Here is a 16,094-nt window from a genome sequence, read left to right as displayed (position 1 = left end):
CCCGCCCCGCGCTCCCGCCGTGCTGCCACCGCCCGCCCCGACCGCCCGTCAGGTCCATGGTGCCCCACCAGGCGCGCGGCAACCACGCCTGCCCGCACGGGAGTTCGGCCTGTACGGGGGTGACGTGCGGCTCAACTGGTCAGGGCGTCCAGGCGCGCGCCGGTGTCGCGGCCCTCCTCGCCTCCGTCGTCGGGGAGTTGGCGCCACTCGCGCAGCGCCGCCCGGTAGGCGTCGGCGGCGGCGCGGGGCCGGCGGGCCGTCTCGTACGCGTCGCCGCGCCAGTGGTGCGCGCGGGCCGCCAGCCGCACCATCGGCTCGGGTTCGGCGGCCGCCCGGGCGGCGTCGGCGGCCGCGGCGGCCGCCTTGCGGTAGGCGTCGGCCGCCTGGTCCAGGCGCTCGGGGCGGCGCGAGTGGCTGGGCACCAGGCGGTGCGACTCGCCCAGCTCGAACCATATCCGCGCGGCCAGGTCCGCCACGTCGGCGCCCTGCGCGGCCAGCCCGAGCACCTGCTCGGCCTCGCGCAGGTCCACCAGTTCCTGTTCGGCCCGGTAGCGCAGTATCAGCGCGCGCCCCAGCATCAGCAGCCGCTCCGGCTGGCGCGGGTCGGACTCGGGCGTCTCCATCCGGCAGTCGCGCAGCACCAGCACCGCGCGGTTGACGAACGTCCAGCCGCCGGGCAGCTCCGAGCGCGCCAGCAGCGCCGCGCCCCACTCCGCCATCAGGCCGCTGTACTCCGTGCGGTCGCGGGGGGTCAGCCGGGCCGCCTCCTCGAACCGGGCCGCCGCCGCCTCCAGTTCGGTGGCCGGCCCGCCCGCGGCGTGCCGGGCCAGCCTGATCCGCCCGGCGCGGGCCAGCAGCGCGGCCCGCTGGAGCCGGTCGCGGGTGCCGTCCAGGGCGTCGTCGACCAGCCGCTGCGCCTCCACCAGCCGCCCGCCGGTGAGCAGTTCGGCGTCGACCAGGGCCAGTGTGGCGGCGGTGACGGCGTCCCGGTCGGCCTCCTCGCGGCGCAGCGCGGTGAGCGCGCCGGCGTAACTGCGGGCGGCCTGCTGGGCGTAGGTCTGGCGGCGCTCCCGGCTGTCGGCGGCGTCAGCCAGCCGCAGCAGGGCGCGGCCGTGCGCGAGCAGCAGCGCGCTGGGCCGCGGGCGGCGCGGCGACCAGGAGTCGGCGACCGCCTCCAGCGTCCCGACGGTCTCCTGGAGCAGCACCGCGTCGCCGCTGATCACCCACTGCTCCTCCAGCACCGCGACCCGCTCCAGGGTCGCGTCGAGCAGCTTCGCGGAGTCCAGGCCGGGCGCTGCGCACACGGCCGTGAACTCCCGGTCGGCGCGCTGGAGGAGTTCGAGCGCGCCGCGGTTGTCGCCGGCGGCGGCCCGCTCCTGGGCGGTGGCCTGGAGCACCCGGGCCCGCACCGAGCGGGCGGGCAGCGAGGAGTGGTGGGCGGCTGCGGTCTCGGACGCCTCGCGGGCCTCCGCCAGCAGTCCCGCGCCGCCGCGCAGCCGCCACAACCGCAGCAGCTGCTGGGCCAGTTCGGTCCACAGGTCGGGGTCAAGGCCGCGCATCCGCTCCTCCGCGGCGGCCCGCCGCAGCAGCCCCACCGCGTCCAGCAGGTACTGCACCAGGCCCTCGGCGGTGAACCGGTCGGCGAGGTCCCGGGCGCGCTGCACCACCGTGGAGGACTGCACCGCCGCGGAGCCGGGGTACGGTCCTGGCGCGCCGTCGTCGGGCAGCGGCATGAAGCGCTCCAGCACCCGCGCGGCGACCTCCGCGAACGGCTGCCGCGACTCCGCGACGGTGCCCTCCTCGCCGCCGCGCCCGCCGCCGGCGCCGCCTGGTCCGGCGCCGAGGGCGGCCCGCCGCACCGCGGAGCGCACCGCGGCGTCGGCGGTCGGGTCGCCGGGGCCCTCGGCGAGCTGGGTGATCGCCAGCGCGGGGAAGTTGGGGCCGGACTTGCCGAACCGCTGCTCGACGTACTCCGAGCAGTGCTTGAGCACCAGGCGCGCCTCGTCCACGCCGAGCGGGCCGAGCAGCGCGTCGCGGACACCGGGCGCGAAGTGGTACCAGCGCTGGTCGTCGCCGCTCCTGCGCACCACCAGGCCGCTGAGCAGCACCTCGGCCAGTTCGGCCGGGCCGGAGTCGGGCAGCATCGTGCGCTGCACCAGTTGGATCACCGGCAGGAACAGCGGGGCGGCGGCCAGGTAGACCGCGAGCTGGGCGGCGGCCGGCGAGGCGGCGGCGCGGAACTGGCGGACCAGCGCGGGCACCGGCACCGTCGTCCGGCGCGGCCGGGAGCGGACCGCGGGCTGGTCGGCGCGCACCCAGCCGACGGCGGCGGGCACCTCGCCCGCGCCCATCCCGGCCAGCAGCCGCGCCCAGGAGCCCAACGCCGCGGCGGTGGGCGGCAGTACGGGCACCGGCAGCGCCTCGGGCTCGGGCGGCACCCCGGTGGAGCCGGGCGAGAACCGCAGCGGCGAGGAGAGCAGCATCCCCTCCGAGCGGTGCAGCACCCCGTAGGAGACGGGCAGCAGGGTGCGGCTCCACAGCCGGGCGGGCAGCGGCTGGAGCACGCCGACCGGGCCGTGCCGGCTCAGCCGGTGGAGCAGCCGGTGGGCCTGCCCCGAGCGCCACAGCGGCCCGGCGCAGTCGCTGACCATGAGGGTGATCCGGCGGCCGGTGGGGTCGCCGAGCTGCTCGGCGGAGAGCAGCCCGGCCGGTTCGGGTTCGAAGCGGCTGCTCACGCCGAGCGTGCCGTCGGGGGTGGCGTGCAGGTAGCGGACGTGCACCTCGTGGAAGGCGCCGAGGCGTTCGAAGACGCCGGCCAGTTCGCGGAGCATCCGCTCCCAGACGAACATCGAGGAGGAGGTGTCCATGAGCAGCTGCATCGAGGCGTCGCCGTGGGAGGTCGGGCGGAAGACCGGCAGCAGCAACCCGCCCGCGCGGGCGGCGTGTTCGGCGGTCGCGGCCTCGTCCAGCTCCTCGCGCAGCGGCCGGGCCGGGCTGCGGTAGCGCTGCAACGGGCGCAGCGCGGCCTGGAGTTCGAGCAGCTGCGGCAGGGCGCCGGCCTCCGGGACGGCGACGCCCAGCGCGGTGCCCAGGGGTGCCGCGCCGACCGGGCCGGCCACGCCCTGCCCGGGGTAGAGGCCGATCAGCCGTTCCTCGGACGGGTGTTCGGCGGTGTCGGAGCGGGTCGGGGGGACCAGGCGGGTGCCGGCGCCGTCGGTGCCGTCGGGGCGGTGCGCGTGCGGGTAGTCCACGCCGCCCGGCGAGGCGCGGTGGGCGCCGCCCAGGCCCTCCGGGTCGGGCCGGGCGGTCGGGCGGGACCAGCGGGCCAGCCACAGGGCGTCGGCGAGCTCGCCGGGGTCCGGGTCGAGCCCGGCCCCGCGGATCGCCCCGACCACCCGGGCCAGCGGGTCGGTGCCGCCGCGACCGCCGCCGTCCGCGCCGCCGTCCGGCGCGCCGCGCGCCGTCAGGTCGCCGCCGACGGGTGCGTCGTCGGGGTACCGCCCGGGGCCCTTCTCGGCCATGGCCGCCTCACCTTGGCCTGTCGAGCCGCTGGATGAGCATGTCCGCGAGCCGCGCGCGGGACGGCGGCGCCGCGTGGTGGGTGAGGTATATGGCGTTGAGGAGCTGGTCGGTGGCGAGCAGTTCGCTGCGGGAGCGCTCCAGGAAGCGGCGCACCAGGTCGTCGCCGAGGGTCGCGGCCTCGTCGCCGAGGTGGGCGCGCACCACGGTGGACAGCCGTTCGTGGTCGGGCCGGCCCAGTTCCAGGTGGATGCAGCGGCGCAGCAGCGGCGGCGGGAAGTCCCGCTCCCCGTTGCTGGTCAGGATCACGAACGGGAAGGCCCGGCAGCGCACCCGGCCCTCGCGCAGCGTGACCCGGTTGCCGTCGTCGGTCAGCACCTCGACCTGCGGCTCGCGCTCGGCCAGCCGCTCCAGCTCCGGGATGCCGAACTCGCCCTCCTCCATGACGTTGAGCAGGTCGTTGGGCAGGTCGATGTCGCTCTTGTCCAGCTCGTCGACGAGCAGCACGCGCGGCTGCGCGGTGGGCAGCAGCGCGGTGCCCAGCGGGCCGAGCCGGATGTAGCTGCCGATGCCGCCGGGGGGCGCGGTGCCGGAGTTCGCGGCGATCTGGGTGTCCTGGAGGCGGGCGATCGCGTCGTAGCGGTACAGGCCGTCCTGGAGGGTGCTGCGGCTGACGATCGGCCAGTGCAGCACCCGCCCCAGGCCCAGTTCGTAGGCGACCGCGTGGGCCAGGGTGCTCTTGCCGGCGCCGGGGCTGCCGGTGACCAGCAGCGGGCGGCGCAGGTAGAGCGCCGCGTTGACCATCTCCAGCTCCTCGGGGCTGGGGCGGTGCAGTTCGGCCATGTGCCGGTAGGCGCCCAGCCTTCGCGCGGAGGAGCTGTCCGGGCCGGGGCCCGGTCCGACCAGCGGGCCGCCGTCGAAGTCCCGCCAGGGGGGCGGCTCGGGCAGGTTGTCCATGCCGGTGTGCGGTTCGCCGGTGCCGCGGTAGATGAGCCACTCGCCCGATGCGCCCGAACCGGTCACGTCACTCATCGCGGTTCCCCCGTCGGTCCCGGGTGTCGGTGTTCGTCATGGAGTCTCCAACAGCTCGTCGGTTCCGGGAAGGGTCAGGGGACGGGTCGGATCGTCGTACAGCAGGGCCAGGGCGCCGGACCAGAACGCCTCGGGCACGCCCTCCGCGACGGCGGCCCGCAGGTCGGCGAGCCGGGCGGGCAGCCCGGCGGCGGTACGGGCGGCGCGGACCGCCCGCGGCACCCCGCGGTGCAGTTCGGAGCAGACCTGCCGGGACTCGATCGGGTCGCGCCGCCACAGCGCCACCGAGTAGCCGCAGCGCAGCAGCCGGTGCAGCGCCTCGGGGGCGGCGGCGCCGCTGCGGCACAGCACGGGCAGCATCTCCTGCGGCCGGGCGCGCAGTTCGTCGTCGTCGGGCAGCGGCCGGGTCTGCGAGTCCTCGCAGTCGAGCACTTCGGGGTCGGGCGCGCGGCGGTGCAGGGCGTGCCAGCGGCCGAGCCGCTCCTCGGCGACGTCCGCGTCGGTGTCCGGCGGCGGGTCGGTGCGGCGGACCACCACCGGGCGCAGCGCGCCGAGCGTGGCGCCGTCCGGGTCCAGCCGCCAGGTGTCGGCGGCGAAGGCCATCAGGGAGCCGGGGACGGCCAGTTGGAGCGCGGCGACGTAACCGGGCTCGTCGCAGCGGCGGAACGCCTCGGTGAGCGGCGCGGCCAGCCGCGCGGGCAGGTCGGCGACCGCGGTGCCGCGGAAGTCCTCGTCCACGCAGTCGACTTCGCCGCTCTCCGGGGAGACGGTGACCCGCCAGTCGAAGCGATCGGGCTCCCAGCCGCGCGGGATGATCTCCAACTGGGCCTCGCCGCGGGCCCGCAGGGCCGGGTCCGGGCCGGTCTGCGCCGGCACCTCCGCGTGCCGGGCCCGCAGCCGCGACGTCCACTCCCCCATCAGGGAGGTGCGGAAGAGCATGGTCAGGTCCTGGTCGGCCGCGGTGGACTGGGCCCACTCCCACAGCTTGCGCTCGTCGGACTCCCGTGCCGGCTGGGTGCGTTCGGCGGTGGCGGCGAGCACCGCGTAGCGCAGCACCGCCTCCAGTTCGGAGCCGTGCGGCAGGTTGTAGAGCATGCCCAGGCCGTCGCGCCAGGCGCGCGGGGCGACCGCGAAGCCCTGGCCGGCGGCGCCGCGCACCTCGGTGACGATGTCGCCGAGCGCGCGGGCGGAGGGCGGCGGGAGCTGGGCGAGCAGGCCGAGCAGGGTGGTGCGGCGGCCGGGGGTCAGGGCGCGGCCGGCGGAGGCGCCGATCTCGCCGTGGGCCTCGGTCCAGCCGTAGAAGTCCCGGTTGAGCAGGAACTTGTGGTGGTCGGCGTGGTAGAGGTCGTGGGCGGTCATCACCCGGTGGTAGAGGTCGTCGGCGGGGTTCTCGGCCGTCGGCAGCAGCCGTAACTGCTGGATGCTGACGGCCAGTCCGCCGTCGCGTTCGGCCCGGCGGGCCTGGAGCACGCCGATCACCTCGCCGCGCACCAGGTCCACCACGGGCCCGCCGGACAGGCCCTGCGGCATCTCGTCGTCGTTGCTCAGCCGGATCAGACCGCCGCCGCCGACGCCGAGTTGGCCGCTGATGACGCACCGCCCGCTGTACGGCACGAGGACGTCGCCCATCGGCAGCCAGCCGAAGTACGCGACCGGGTTGGTGGTGTAGCCCTTGGCGGTGCGCTCGGTGAGCCACACGCAGGGGTGGTCGAGCGGGTCGACCAGGCGGATCAGGGCCAGGTCGGGGGCGGCCCACCCGGTGGGGACGCGGTCGGCGGCGCGGTAGCCGGACCCGCCGGCGCCGTAGCCGGTGCCCTGGTTCTGCCCGGGGACGCCTGCGGCGGGACCGGCGGGCTGGGCCCACTCGACGACGCCCGCGAGGAGCCGGTCGCGGTAGCCGACGCGCACTTCCTTGCGGGGCGCGCCCACGAGTGTCACCTCCCCTTCGGCCCTCGCGACGTGGGCGCAGGTGAGCACCCAGTTCGGCGCGACGAAGAAGCCGCTGCCCAGGAGAGGATTCCCGGCGTCCGCGCCGTGAATGCGTACGGTGGCCTCCTCGGCGAGCGGGACCAGGATCTCGGCGGCCTGGGCCAGCTGCTCCGATGCGCCCCCGGACGTCACCGTGCGCCCCTTGCCCGGCCGTCGGCGCACGCGGCGGCGCGGGTCGGCGCCCCCGCGCGGGCCGCGGCGGTGCGCGGCGCGCCGCCTGCCGCCGCCCTCGGGCTCCTCACCGCCGTCCGCACCTGCTCAATCCCCCCACTGCCGGGTCGTGCAAGGAAGGTTATCGCCCGCCCGACCTGCGCGGGGTCCTTCCCGGACACTGCCTATCCTTGACCGTGTGCGGGCCTGGGGACCGCCGGCCCCGCCGCCCGCCCGGGCGGCACCGCCCCCCGGCGCCTCCTGCGCTGTCCCTGCCCTGCCACAGCCCGTCCCACCCCTGTTCCGGAGCAGATCTTGTACTTCACCGACCGCGGTATCGAGGAACTGGCCGACCGGCGCGGCGAGGAGGAGGTGAGCCTGGAGTGGTTGGCCGACCGGCTGCGCGAGTTCGTCGACCTCAACCCCGAGTTCGAGGTGCCGGTCGAGCGGCTGGCCACCTGGCTGGCCCGCCTGGATGACGAGGAAGACGACGAGTAGCGGCTTCCGGTTGCCGGAAAACCGGCCGTACCCCGCGGGCGCCCCGACCAGGGCCGCGGCCCCGCCCCGCGCCCGGGTGCGGGGCGCCTGGCGACGACAACCGCTTGACTTGTGCAGCACGCGATATATCGTGTCTTTCGGAAGACGCGATATGTTGCGTTGGCCGGGTACCCGAGGAGGGGCACGATGAGCGGGACGTCGGAGCGGCACGTCGCCGGGCCGGAGAAGTTCGTCTTCGACGAGCGGATCGACACCCTGAAGGTCCGGATCGTCAACGGAGCGGTCAACGTCGTCGGCGCCGACGACGGCCCGGCCAGAGTGGAGATCACCGCGCTGGACGGCCCGCCGCTGAGGGTCCGGCTGGACCACGGCACGCTCAGCGTCGGCTACGAGGACCTGGAGTGGAAGGGCTTCACCAAGTGGCTGGAGCGCAAGGGCTGGACGCGGCGCGCCGAGATCTCCCTCGCGGTGCCGCAGCACACCAGGGTCGAGGTCGGCGTGGTCGGCGCGAACGCGGTGGTCTCCGGGATCAGCGGCGCCACCACGGTGCACGGCGTCAACGGGGACGCGACCCTGGTCGGGCTGAGCGGCCCGGTCAAGGCGCACACCGTCGGCGGCAACGTGGAGGCGCAGGCGCTCTCCGGTGACCTGCGGTTCAGCACCGTCTCCGGCAACCTGACCGTGGTCGACGGCGCCGGGCGGGAGGTCCGCGCCGACTCCGTCAGCGGCAGCATCGTGCTCGACCTGGACCCGTCGGCCGGCGGCGAGGTGCGGCTGAACACCGTCTCCGGCGAGATCGCGCTGCGCATCCCCGAGCCGGGCGACGCCGAGGTCGACGCCAACACCACCAGCGGCAGCGTCTTCTGCGCCTTCGACGAGCTGCGGGTGTCCGGCGGCTGGGGCGCGAAGCGGATCACCGGGCGGATCGGCCGCGGCACCGCCCGGCTGAAGGCGACCACGGTGTCCGGCTCCCTGGCGCTGCTGCGCCGCCCCCCGGTGGACGACCCCGACAGCCCCGGCGGGCCCGAGAGCCCCGACAGCTCTGACAGCCCCGAGGGCCCCGGCCACCCGGACGGCGACGCCCCCTCGCTGCGGAAGGACGTCTGACATGCCCCCCGTCTTCGCCCACGGCCGGCTGCGGCTGTACCTGCTGAAGCTGCTCGACGAGTCCCCCCGGCACGGCTACGAGGTGATCCGCCTGCTGGAGGAGCGCTTCCAGGGCCTGTACGCGCCCTCCGCCGGCACCGTCTACCCCCGGCTCGCCAAGCTGGAGCAGGAGGGCCTGGTCACCCACTCCACCGAGGGCGGCCGCAAGGTCTACGCGCTGACCGCCGAGGGCCGCGCCGAACTCGCCTCCCGGGCCGACGAGATCGCCGGGCTGGAGGCCGAGATCCGCGAGTCGGTCTCCTCGCTGGCCGCCGAAATCCGCGAGGACGTCCGGGGCGCCGCCGGCGACCTGCGCCGCGAGGTGCGCGCCGCCTCCCAGCAGGCCCGCGCGCACCCCGACGACCGCGGCGGGGCGCACCAGCAGTGGAAGGAGCAGACCAAGCGGGCGAAGGAGGAGAGCCGCCGCGCCAAGGAGGAGGCGCGTGACGCCCGCCGCCAGGCAAAGGCGGCCCGCGAGGCCGCGCGCGAGGCCACCCGCGACGCGATGGACTCCGCCCGCGACGAGATGCAGCGGATCGCCCGGCAGGTCCAGGAGCATGTGCAGTCGCACGCGAAGGCCGGCGACTGGCAGAGCGGGCTGCGCGAGGGCCTGGCCGAACTCACCCGCGAGCTGGGCCAGTTCGGCCAGCCGCCGGCCGGCGCGGCCAAGCCCGCACCGCCCACCGCCCCGCCGCCGCCCGCGCCCCCGGCCCCGCCCGCGCCCCCGGCCCCGCCCGGCGCCGGCAAGTCCACCGCGGGCGAGCCCGGCGCCGACGAGCCCGACGACGGCCTGCCGCCCTCCGACGACCCGCGCCGCGACCTCGAACGGCTGCTGGACCGCTTCCGCGACAGCGTCCGCGACACCGCCCGCGACCACGGCGTCACCGACGCGCAGCTCCGCGAGGTACGGCGCCACCTGTCCACCGCGGCGGCGCACATCACCGCCGCGCTGCACGGCCGCGGACCTACGTCGTGAGCACCAGCTTGCCGAACACCTCGCCCGCCGCCAGCCGTTCGAAGCCCTCCCGGGCCCGGTCCAGCGGCAGCACCGAGTCGATCACCGGGCGCACCCCGGTCGCGGCACAGAACGCGAGCAGGTCCTCCAGCTCGTCCTTCGTGCCCATCGTGGACCCGACGACCTTCAACTCCAGGAAGAAGATCCGGTTGAGCTCCGTCGCGGGCGGGTTGGCGCCGCTGGTGGCACCCGAGATCACCAGGGTGCCGCCCGGGCACAGCGACTTCACCGAGTGCGACCAGGTGGCCGCGCCGACCGTCTCGATCACCGCGTCCACCCGCTCCGGCAGCCGCGCGCCGGGCTCGTACGCCCCGTGGGCGCCCAACCCCTGGGCCCTCTCCCGCTTGGCGGGGCTGCGGCTGGTGGTGTAGACGCGCAGGCCGGCGGCCTTGGCCAGTACGATCGCCGCGGTGGCCACGCCGCCGCCCGCGCCCTGCACCAGCACCGAGTCGCCCGGGCGGACCCCGGCGTTGGTGAAGAGCATCCGGTAGGCGGTCAGCCATGCCGTGGGCAGGCAGGCCGCCTCCTCGAAGGACAGCTCCGGCGGCTTGGGCAGCAGGTTCCACGTCGGCACCGCGACCTGCTCGGCGAAGGTGCCCTGGTACTTCTCGGTGAGGAGCGAGCGGCGCTCACGCGGGCCGACCCCGTGCCCGGTCTGGCCGATCACCGAGTGCAGCACCACTTCGTTGCCGTCCTCGTCCACCCCGGCCGCGTCGCAGCCGAGGATCATCGGCAGGCTCTCCTCGCCCAGCCCCACCCCCCGCAGCGACCACAGGTCGTGGTGGTTGAGCGAGGCCGCCCGCACCTCGACCCGGCTCCACCCCTCGCGCCGCTCCGGCGCCGGCCGCTCCCCCGACTCCAGCCCCCGCAGCGGCTGCTCGGCATCGATCCGCCCCGCATACACAGCAAACATCCCCCGACCCTAGGCCCCCTACCCACCAGTACGAAAGCACCCCCCGCTGCGCAGCGCCGAACGCGCCACCGCACGGGGCACCGGCGGCCCGGGAGGGCGGTCGCACGCGCCGCTCGTCCCGGGCCGGGGCCAGGCCAGTCACAGCTACCTGCGGGCGACGCCCTCGGCGCGGGCGGCGGCTGCCACGGCCGCGGTGACCGCCGGGGCCACGCGGGGGTCGAACGGGGACGGGATCACGTGGTCGGCGGACAGCTCGCCCGCGACCACCGCGGCGAGCGCCTCGGCCGCGGCCAGCTTCATGCCCTCGGTGATCGCGGAGGCCCGCACCTGCATGGCGCCGGCGAAGATCCCCGGGAAGGCGAGCACGTTGTTGATCTGGTTGGGGAAGTCGCTGCGCCCGGTGGCCACCACCGCCGCGTAGCGGTGCGCGACGTCCGGGTGCACCTCGGGCGTGGGGTTGGCCATCGCGAAGACGAAGCAGCCCGGCGCCATCCGCGCCACCGCCTCCTCCGGCACGGTGCCGCCCGAGACGCCGATGAAGACGTCCGCGCCGGCCAGCGCGTCGGCGAGCGAACCGGTCAGCCCCGCCTTGTTCGTATACGAAGCCAGCTCCCGCTTGACCGCGTTGAGGTCGTCCCGGCCGGCGTGCACCACGCCCTTGCGGTCGGTGACCGCGACGTCCCCGACGCCCGCCTCCACGAGGATCTTCGCGATCGCGACCCCGGCCGCGCCCGCCCCGGAGATCACCGCCCGCAGCTCGCCGAGCGAACGCCCGGTGAGCGTGGCCGCGTTGCGCAGCGCCGCGAGCGTGACCACCGCGGTGCCGTGCTGGTCGTCGTGGAAGACCGGGATGTCCAGCGCGTCCTTCAGCCGCCGCTCGATCTCGAAGCAGCGCGGCGCGGAGATGTCCTCCAGGTTCACCCCGCCGAAGGACGGCGCGAGCCGCACCACCGTCTCCACGATCTCGTCGACGTCCGTGCAGGCCAGCGCGATCGGCACCGCGTCCACCCCGCCGAACTGCTTGAAGAGGATCGCCTTGCCCTCCATCACCGGCAGCGACGCCTCCGGCCCGATGTCGCCCAGCCCGAGCACCGCGGTGCCGTCGGTGACCACCGCGACGACCTGCGACTTCCACGTGTAGTCGTGCACCAGTTCCGGCTGCTCGGCGATCGCGGTGCACACCTCGGCGACGCCGGGCGTGTACGCGAGCGACAGGTCGTCCGCGTCGCGGACCGGGACGGTGGCGGCCACCGCCATCTTGCCGCCGCGGTGCAGGGCGAACACCGGGTCGATCGGGAACTGCTCGTCCGTCGCCGCGGCGTCCGCGAGGTTGCCGGGATTGACGATCTCCGCTGCCACTGTGTGACCCCTTGGTCGAGAAGTGAGGGTTGAGGTGCCCATCCGCCGGCTGGGCGGGGCGGGTGGGCGGAGCGCCGGTGCCACCGGGGTACGAGTAACCGAGGTGGCAGCGCGGCGCCGGGCGTGCCGCACGCACGCCGTGGGCCCCGGATGGGGGTGAAGGTCCTGTTGTACCGGAAGCTGTACCGGAAGCCGCCGCCCCTCGCGGGGGCGGTCAGGACGACACGGCTGCATCGCGGTCCGGCCTTGGTGTGCCGGCCCGATGGCAGCCCGGGGATGGCCCGTTATCCGATTTTGACACAACGAGAACCCTGTCAGGGGCTGTCCGGATGGCAAGATGCACGGATCACACTGGGTGGCGGTACTCGAAGACGCGTGCCCCCCACACCCAAGGTCCGAACGCAGTGACATGCTCGTTTTGTTGGAGGACACAGCGATGACCGCAGGCTCCCCTCGGTGTACATCCCCCCGCACCCGCATCACCGCGGTCGCCGCCCTCGCGGTCGCCGGCGCCCTGGTCCTCACCGGGTGCGGCGACCAGACCAAGAAGGACGACTCGGGTAGTTCGTCCGGCGCCACCTCCTCGACCAGCAAGTCCGCGGCCCCGCTCTTCGCGAAGCTGCCGAAGAAGTACCAGGACGCCGGTGTCATCAAGGTCGGCACCGACGCCTCGTACGCGCCGATGGAGCAGACGTCCGACGGCAAGATCATCGGCATAGACCCCGACCTCGGCGCGGCGCTGTCCAAGCAGCTGGGCGTACGGTTCGAGTTCACCAACGGCCAGTTCGACGGTCTGATCACCTCGCTGTACACCGGCCGCGAGGACATCGTGATGTCCGCTATGAGCGACACCAAGGACCGCCAGCAGGGACTGGACGACAAGGGCAAGAAGACCGGAAAAGGCGTCGACTTCGTCGACTACTACATGTCCGGCTCCTCGCTGCTGGTACAGAAGGGCAACCCGAAGAACATCAACGCGCTCGCCGACGTGTGCGGCCAGACCGTCGCGGTGCAGCGCGGCACGATCTACGAGGACGCCTTCAAGAAGCAGAAGACGGCCTGCGGCTCCAAGGGCCTGACGATCCAGGCGTTCGACACCGACGCCGAGGCGCAGACCCGGGTCAAGGCCGGCGGCGCGGTCGCCGACCTCAACGACACCCCGGTGGCCGCGTACATCGCGCAGAAGTCCGGGGGCGGCAAGGACTTCCAGATCGCCGGCTCCCCCGCCGACGCCGGCCCGTTCGGGATCGCGCTCGACAAGAGCAACAGCCAGCTGCGGGACGCCCTCCAGCAGGCGCTGAACGCGATCATCCAGGACGGCAGCTACGCCCAGGTGCTGCACAAGTGGAACGCCGACAGCGGCGCGGTGAAGACGGCCTCGATCAACGGCGGCTCCTGACATGGCCGGTGCAGTGACCGGCCCGGACCCGTCGGACACCCCGTCGGACACCCCGTCGGACACCCCGTCGGAGACGCCAGCGGAGACCCCGTCCGAGACCCCGTCCGAGACCCCGTCCGGCGGCGGCGCCGCGGTCCCGCCCCAGGTCGTCCCGTACGAACCGATCCGCGCCATCCCGGTGCGCCACTACGGGCGCTGGGTGGCCGGGCTGGTCGTCCTCGGGCTGCTGGGCTGGCTCGGCTACGCCTTCTCCCAGGGCGACATCCTGTGGGGCACCGTCCGCAGCCGGCTCTTCGACCACACGATCCTCCAGGGCACCTGGCACACCATCCTGATCTCGGTGTGCTCCATGGCCATGGGCCTGGTGCTGGGCGTTCTCCTGGCGGTGATGCGGCTGTCGAAGAACCCGGTGACCGGCGCCGTCGCGTGGCTGTACATCTGGTTCTTCCGCGGCACCCCGGTGTATGTGCAGCTGCTGATGTGGTTCAACCTCGCGTTGATCTTCCACACCATCAACCTGATGCCGCTGTACAAGAACGACACCACTGCCGTGATGACCCCGTTCGTCGCCGCGCTGCTGGGCCTCGGGCTCAACGAGGGCGCGTACATGGCCGAGATCGTCCGGGCCGGCATCCAGTCGGTGGACGTGGGGCAGTCCGAGGCGGCGCAGGCGCTCGGCATGACGGGCGCGCGCACCATGCGCCGGATCGTGCTGCCGCAGGCGATGCGGGTGATCATCCCGCCGACCGGCAACGAGTTCATCAACATGCTCAAGACCTCGTCGCTGGTCTCGGTGGTGCAGTACACCGAACTGCTGCGCGCGGCCACCAACATCGGCAGCGACACCACCGCGATCATGGAGATGTACTTCGTCGCCTCGATCTGGTACCTGGTGCTGACCAGCGTCTTCAGCGTCGGCCAGTTCTACCTGGAGCGGCGGTACGCGCGCGGTTCGCAGCGCTCGCTGCCGCAGACCCCGTGGCAGAGGATCAGGACCAACCTGTCCACCGTGCGCCGACCGAAGGTGGCCTGAGATGAGCACGACCAGCAAGGGCGCCGGGGCGGCGGGCTCCGGCGGCGGACCGATGGTGCGGGCCGAGGCGGTGCACAAGTCCTTCGGGGCCGCGCACATCCTCAAGGGCATCGACCTGGAGGTGGCGCCGGGCGAGGTGTTCTGCCTGATCGGCCCGTCCGGTTCCGGCAAGTCCACCTTCCTGCGGTGCGTCAACCACCTGGAGCAGATCAGCGCCGGACGGCTGTACGTCGACGGCGAGTTGATCGGCTACCGGGAGCACGGCGGGAAGCTCTACGAGCTGCGCGACCGTGAAGTGGCCGCCAAGCGGCGGGACATCGGGATGGTCTTCCAGCGCTTCAACCTCTTCCCGCACCTGACCGCGATCGAGAACGTCATGGAGGGCCCGGTGCAGGTGCGCCGGGAGAGCAGGGCGGTGGCCCGGGAGCGGGCCGCCCGCCTGCTGGACCGGGTGGGGCTGGCCGACAAGGCGGCCAACTACCCGTCCCAGCTCTCCGGCGGCCAGCAGCAGCGGGTGGCGATCGCCCGGGCACTGGCGATGGAGCCCAAGCTGATGCTCTTCGACGAGCCGACCTCCGCGCTCGACCCCGAACTCGTCGGCGACGTGCTCGACGTGATGCGCGGGCTGGCGGAGGACGGCATGACGATGATCGTGGTCACCCACGAGATGGGCTTCGCCCGCGAGGTCGGCGACGCGCTGGTCTTCATGGACGACGGCCAGGTCGTGGAGTCCGGCCACCCGCGTGACGTGCTGACCAGTCCGAGGCACGAGCGCACCAAGGCGTTCCTGTCCAAGGTGCTGTGACCGCCGGCGGGTCCCCGGGGCGGCCCCGGACGCCCCGGGGGCCCGCGGCGGGGGCCGGCCGCACCGGCGTGCCCGGCCCGCGCCTCGCCCGCCCGGCATACCCCGGCCCGCACCGGCGTACGTAATACCCTGGTAGCCCGAGCGGCCGTTACGCAGGCGTGGCCGCCCCCAGTAAGGACCCCAAGTGGAACTGGCTTACTACGCGGATTACGCCGTGCGCCTGGTGAACACCGAGGAACCGCGGCGCGGCACCGACACCCTGACCTCGACCGACGCCGTACGGGACCTGCTCGGCAGCAACTCGCAGCTGCTGGGCCGGGTCACGGAGAGCGACGTGGCGCGGCTGCGGGCGGTACGCACCCGGCTGCGCGGCGTCTTCGAGGCGGCCGACGCGCAGGAGGAGGTCCGCGCGGTCGACGTGCTCAACGCGCTGATGCTGGAGTTCCCGGTCAGCCCGCAGGTCTCCGGCCACACGCTGGTCAACGAGGAGACCGGCCGGCCGGACTGGCACCTGCACCTGGCCGACCACGCGGCGAACGCCGCCGCCGCGTACTCCGCGAGCGCCTGCATGGGGCTGGCGGTCCAGGTCACCTCCCTGGGCGTGGACCGGCTGGGAATCTGCGAAGCATCCCCATGCCGCAACGCGTATGTCGACACATCGACGAACCGTTCGCGCCGGTACTGCTCCGACCGCTGCGCCACCCGCGCGAACGTCGCGGCCTACCGGGCCCGCAAGCGCCTGGAGAACGACCGGTCCGCGCGCAGCGGGCGCACGCAGGACGCCACCCAGGACGCCACGCCCGCCACCGAGCGCTGAAGCTCCCCCGGTGGCCGGAAGCGGCCCCTGGCGCGGGCCAGCACCAGGTCGTCCGGCACGGTGCCGAACTCCCGGCTGTCGTTGGCGACGAAGGCATTGTCCCCCATCACCCACCAGCCGTTGTCTCGGCGCTCGACCGCCCGTTTCACGATGAGCAGGTCCTGCTGGAGCGGGTGGCGCATCACCACCACGTCCCCCTCGCGCACCTGCTCGGCTCCGCTGCTGACCTTCTGGATCAGCAGCCAGTCGCCGTGCAGCAGTGTCGGTGCCATCGACGGGCCGGTGACCTCGACGAGCTGCCACGACAGCCTCGCCCCCTGCTCGCGCATCCTCCGCCTCCAGGTTCGTTGCTTCCACCAGAGTGACACCAGACTTTCGTCCTAAGCCACCTGGGGCAGCCGGGAAATCCCCTACCCCAG

Annotated in this window: 13 protein-coding genes; 7 read left to right on the top strand and 6 right to left on the bottom strand. The window is 74.3% G+C overall.

Features of this window, described 5'->3' with window-relative positions; translation table 11 throughout:
* Positions 1–131: 131 nt before the first annotated feature.
* From AC3EVP_RS04090 to AC3EVP_RS04080, 3 genes are read right to left on the bottom strand one after another with little or no spacing between them, the layout of a single operon-like run.
* Positions 132–3,521, bottom strand: coding sequence for an SAV_2336 N-terminal domain-related protein (locus AC3EVP_RS04090; protein ID WP_435126058.1), 3,390 nt, complete (start codon positions 3,519–3,521; stop codon positions 132–134).
* A gap of 7 nt (positions 3,522–3,528) precedes the next feature.
* Complete coding sequence (locus AC3EVP_RS04085; RefSeq protein ID WP_335977234.1) at positions 3,529–4,551, bottom strand: AAA family ATPase; 1,023 nt, start codon at positions 4,549–4,551, stop codon at positions 3,529–3,531.
* A 36-nt stretch (positions 4,552–4,587) separates the two neighbouring features.
* Complete coding sequence (locus AC3EVP_RS04080) at positions 4,588–6,672, bottom strand: VMAP-C domain-containing protein (RefSeq protein WP_435126054.1); 2,085 nt, start codon at positions 6,670–6,672, stop codon at positions 4,588–4,590.
* 333 nt (positions 6,673–7,005) lie between these two features.
* Here AC3EVP_RS04080 and AC3EVP_RS04075 point away from each other — a divergent pair, with 333 nt between their 5' ends.
* From AC3EVP_RS04075 to AC3EVP_RS04065, 3 genes are all read left to right on the top strand, one after another.
* Positions 7,006–7,188, top strand: a complete 183-nt coding sequence (locus AC3EVP_RS04075) for a DUF6104 family protein (RefSeq protein ID WP_335977236.1) — start codon at positions 7,006–7,008, stop codon at positions 7,186–7,188.
* 186 nt (positions 7,189–7,374) lie between these two features.
* Positions 7,375–8,295 (top strand): DUF4097 family beta strand repeat-containing protein, encoded by a 921-nt coding sequence (locus AC3EVP_RS04070; protein WP_335977237.1) that lies wholly within the window; start codon positions 7,375–7,377, stop codon positions 8,293–8,295.
* A gap of 1 nt (position 8,296) precedes the next feature.
* Positions 8,297–9,310 carry a PadR family transcriptional regulator gene (locus AC3EVP_RS04065; protein WP_435126050.1) on the top strand — a complete coding sequence of 338 codons (1,014 nt, stop codon included), beginning with the start codon at positions 8,297–8,299 and terminating at the stop codon, positions 9,308–9,310.
* On the opposite strand, the gene AC3EVP_RS04060 is transcribed toward AC3EVP_RS04065, so the two are convergent.
* A complete protein-coding gene (locus AC3EVP_RS04060) occupies positions 9,300–10,262 on the bottom strand; it encodes a zinc-binding dehydrogenase (RefSeq protein ID WP_435126047.1) in 963 nt (320 codons plus the stop codon). The genes AC3EVP_RS04065 and AC3EVP_RS04060 overlap by 11 nt on opposite strands.
* 144 nt (positions 10,263–10,406) lie before the next feature.
* Positions 10,407–11,621, bottom strand: a complete 1,215-nt coding sequence (locus tag AC3EVP_RS04055; RefSeq protein ID WP_435126044.1) for an NAD(P)-dependent malic enzyme — start codon at positions 11,619–11,621, stop codon at positions 10,407–10,409.
* Between the two features lie 436 nt (positions 11,622–12,057).
* Here AC3EVP_RS04055 and AC3EVP_RS04050 point away from each other — a divergent pair, with 436 nt between their 5' ends.
* The 4 genes from AC3EVP_RS04050 (at position 12,058) to AC3EVP_RS04035 (ending at position 15,675) form a co-directional block, all read left to right on the top strand.
* Positions 12,058–13,020 carry an ABC transporter substrate-binding protein gene (locus tag AC3EVP_RS04050; RefSeq protein WP_335977245.1) on the top strand — a complete coding sequence of 321 codons (963 nt, stop codon included), beginning with the start codon at positions 12,058–12,060 and terminating at the stop codon, positions 13,018–13,020.
* A gap of 1 nt (position 13,021) precedes the next feature.
* The gene (locus tag AC3EVP_RS04045; RefSeq protein WP_435126040.1) at positions 13,022–14,053 is read left to right on the top strand and encodes an amino acid ABC transporter permease; all 1,032 of its coding nucleotides are present in this window, start codon (positions 13,022–13,024) and stop codon (positions 14,051–14,053) included.
* Positions 14,054–14,105: 52 nt separating this feature from the next.
* Positions 14,106–14,858 (top strand): amino acid ABC transporter ATP-binding protein, encoded by a 753-nt coding sequence (locus AC3EVP_RS04040; RefSeq protein WP_335977579.1) that lies wholly within the window; start codon positions 14,106–14,108, stop codon positions 14,856–14,858.
* Between the two features lie 184 nt (positions 14,859–15,042).
* Positions 15,043–15,675 (top strand): CGNR zinc finger domain-containing protein, encoded by a 633-nt coding sequence (locus AC3EVP_RS04035; protein ID WP_435126037.1) that lies wholly within the window; start codon positions 15,043–15,045, stop codon positions 15,673–15,675.
* On the opposite strand, the gene sodX is transcribed toward AC3EVP_RS04035, so the two are convergent.
* The gene (sodX, locus tag AC3EVP_RS04030; protein ID WP_335977250.1) at positions 15,579–16,004 is read right to left on the bottom strand and encodes a nickel-type superoxide dismutase maturation protease; all 426 of its coding nucleotides are present in this window, start codon (positions 16,002–16,004) and stop codon (positions 15,579–15,581) included. The genes AC3EVP_RS04035 and sodX overlap by 97 nt on opposite strands.
* Between the last annotated feature and the right edge of the window lie 90 nt (positions 16,005–16,094).

The organism is Actinacidiphila sp. bgisy144 (assembly GCF_057708105.1).
This window is presented reverse-complemented; position numbering and strand designations above follow the sequence as displayed.

Bases quoted from the DNA above. Each gene is read 5' to 3' on its own strand.
- AC3EVP_RS04045 (WP_435126040.1), top strand. From the start codon at position 13,022: ATGGCCGGTGCAGTGACCGGCCCGGACCCGTCGGACACCCCGTCGGAC.
- AC3EVP_RS04065 (WP_435126050.1), top strand. From the start codon at position 8,297: ATGCCCCCCGTCTTCGCCCACGGCCGGCTGCGGCTGTACCTGCTGAAG.
- AC3EVP_RS04040 (WP_335977579.1), top strand. From the start codon at position 14,106: ATGGTGCGGGCCGAGGCGGTGCACAAGTCCTTCGGGGCCGCGCACATC.
- AC3EVP_RS04090 (WP_435126058.1), bottom strand. From the start codon at position 3,521: ATGGCCGAGAAGGGCCCCGGGCGGTACCCCGACGACGCACCCGTCGGC.
- AC3EVP_RS04050 (WP_335977245.1), top strand. From the start codon at position 12,058: ATGACCGCAGGCTCCCCTCGGTGTACATCCCCCCGCACCCGCATCACC.
- AC3EVP_RS04085 (WP_335977234.1), bottom strand. From the start codon at position 4,551: ATGAGTGACGTGACCGGTTCGGGCGCATCGGGCGAGTGGCTCATCTAC.
- AC3EVP_RS04060 (WP_435126047.1), bottom strand. From the start codon at position 10,262: ATGTTTGCTGTGTATGCGGGGCGGATCGATGCCGAGCAGCCGCTGCGG.
- AC3EVP_RS04070 (WP_335977237.1), top strand. From the start codon at position 7,375: ATGAGCGGGACGTCGGAGCGGCACGTCGCCGGGCCGGAGAAGTTCGTC.
- sodX (WP_335977250.1), bottom strand. From the start codon at position 16,004: ATGCGCGAGCAGGGGGCGAGGCTGTCGTGGCAGCTCGTCGAGGTCACC.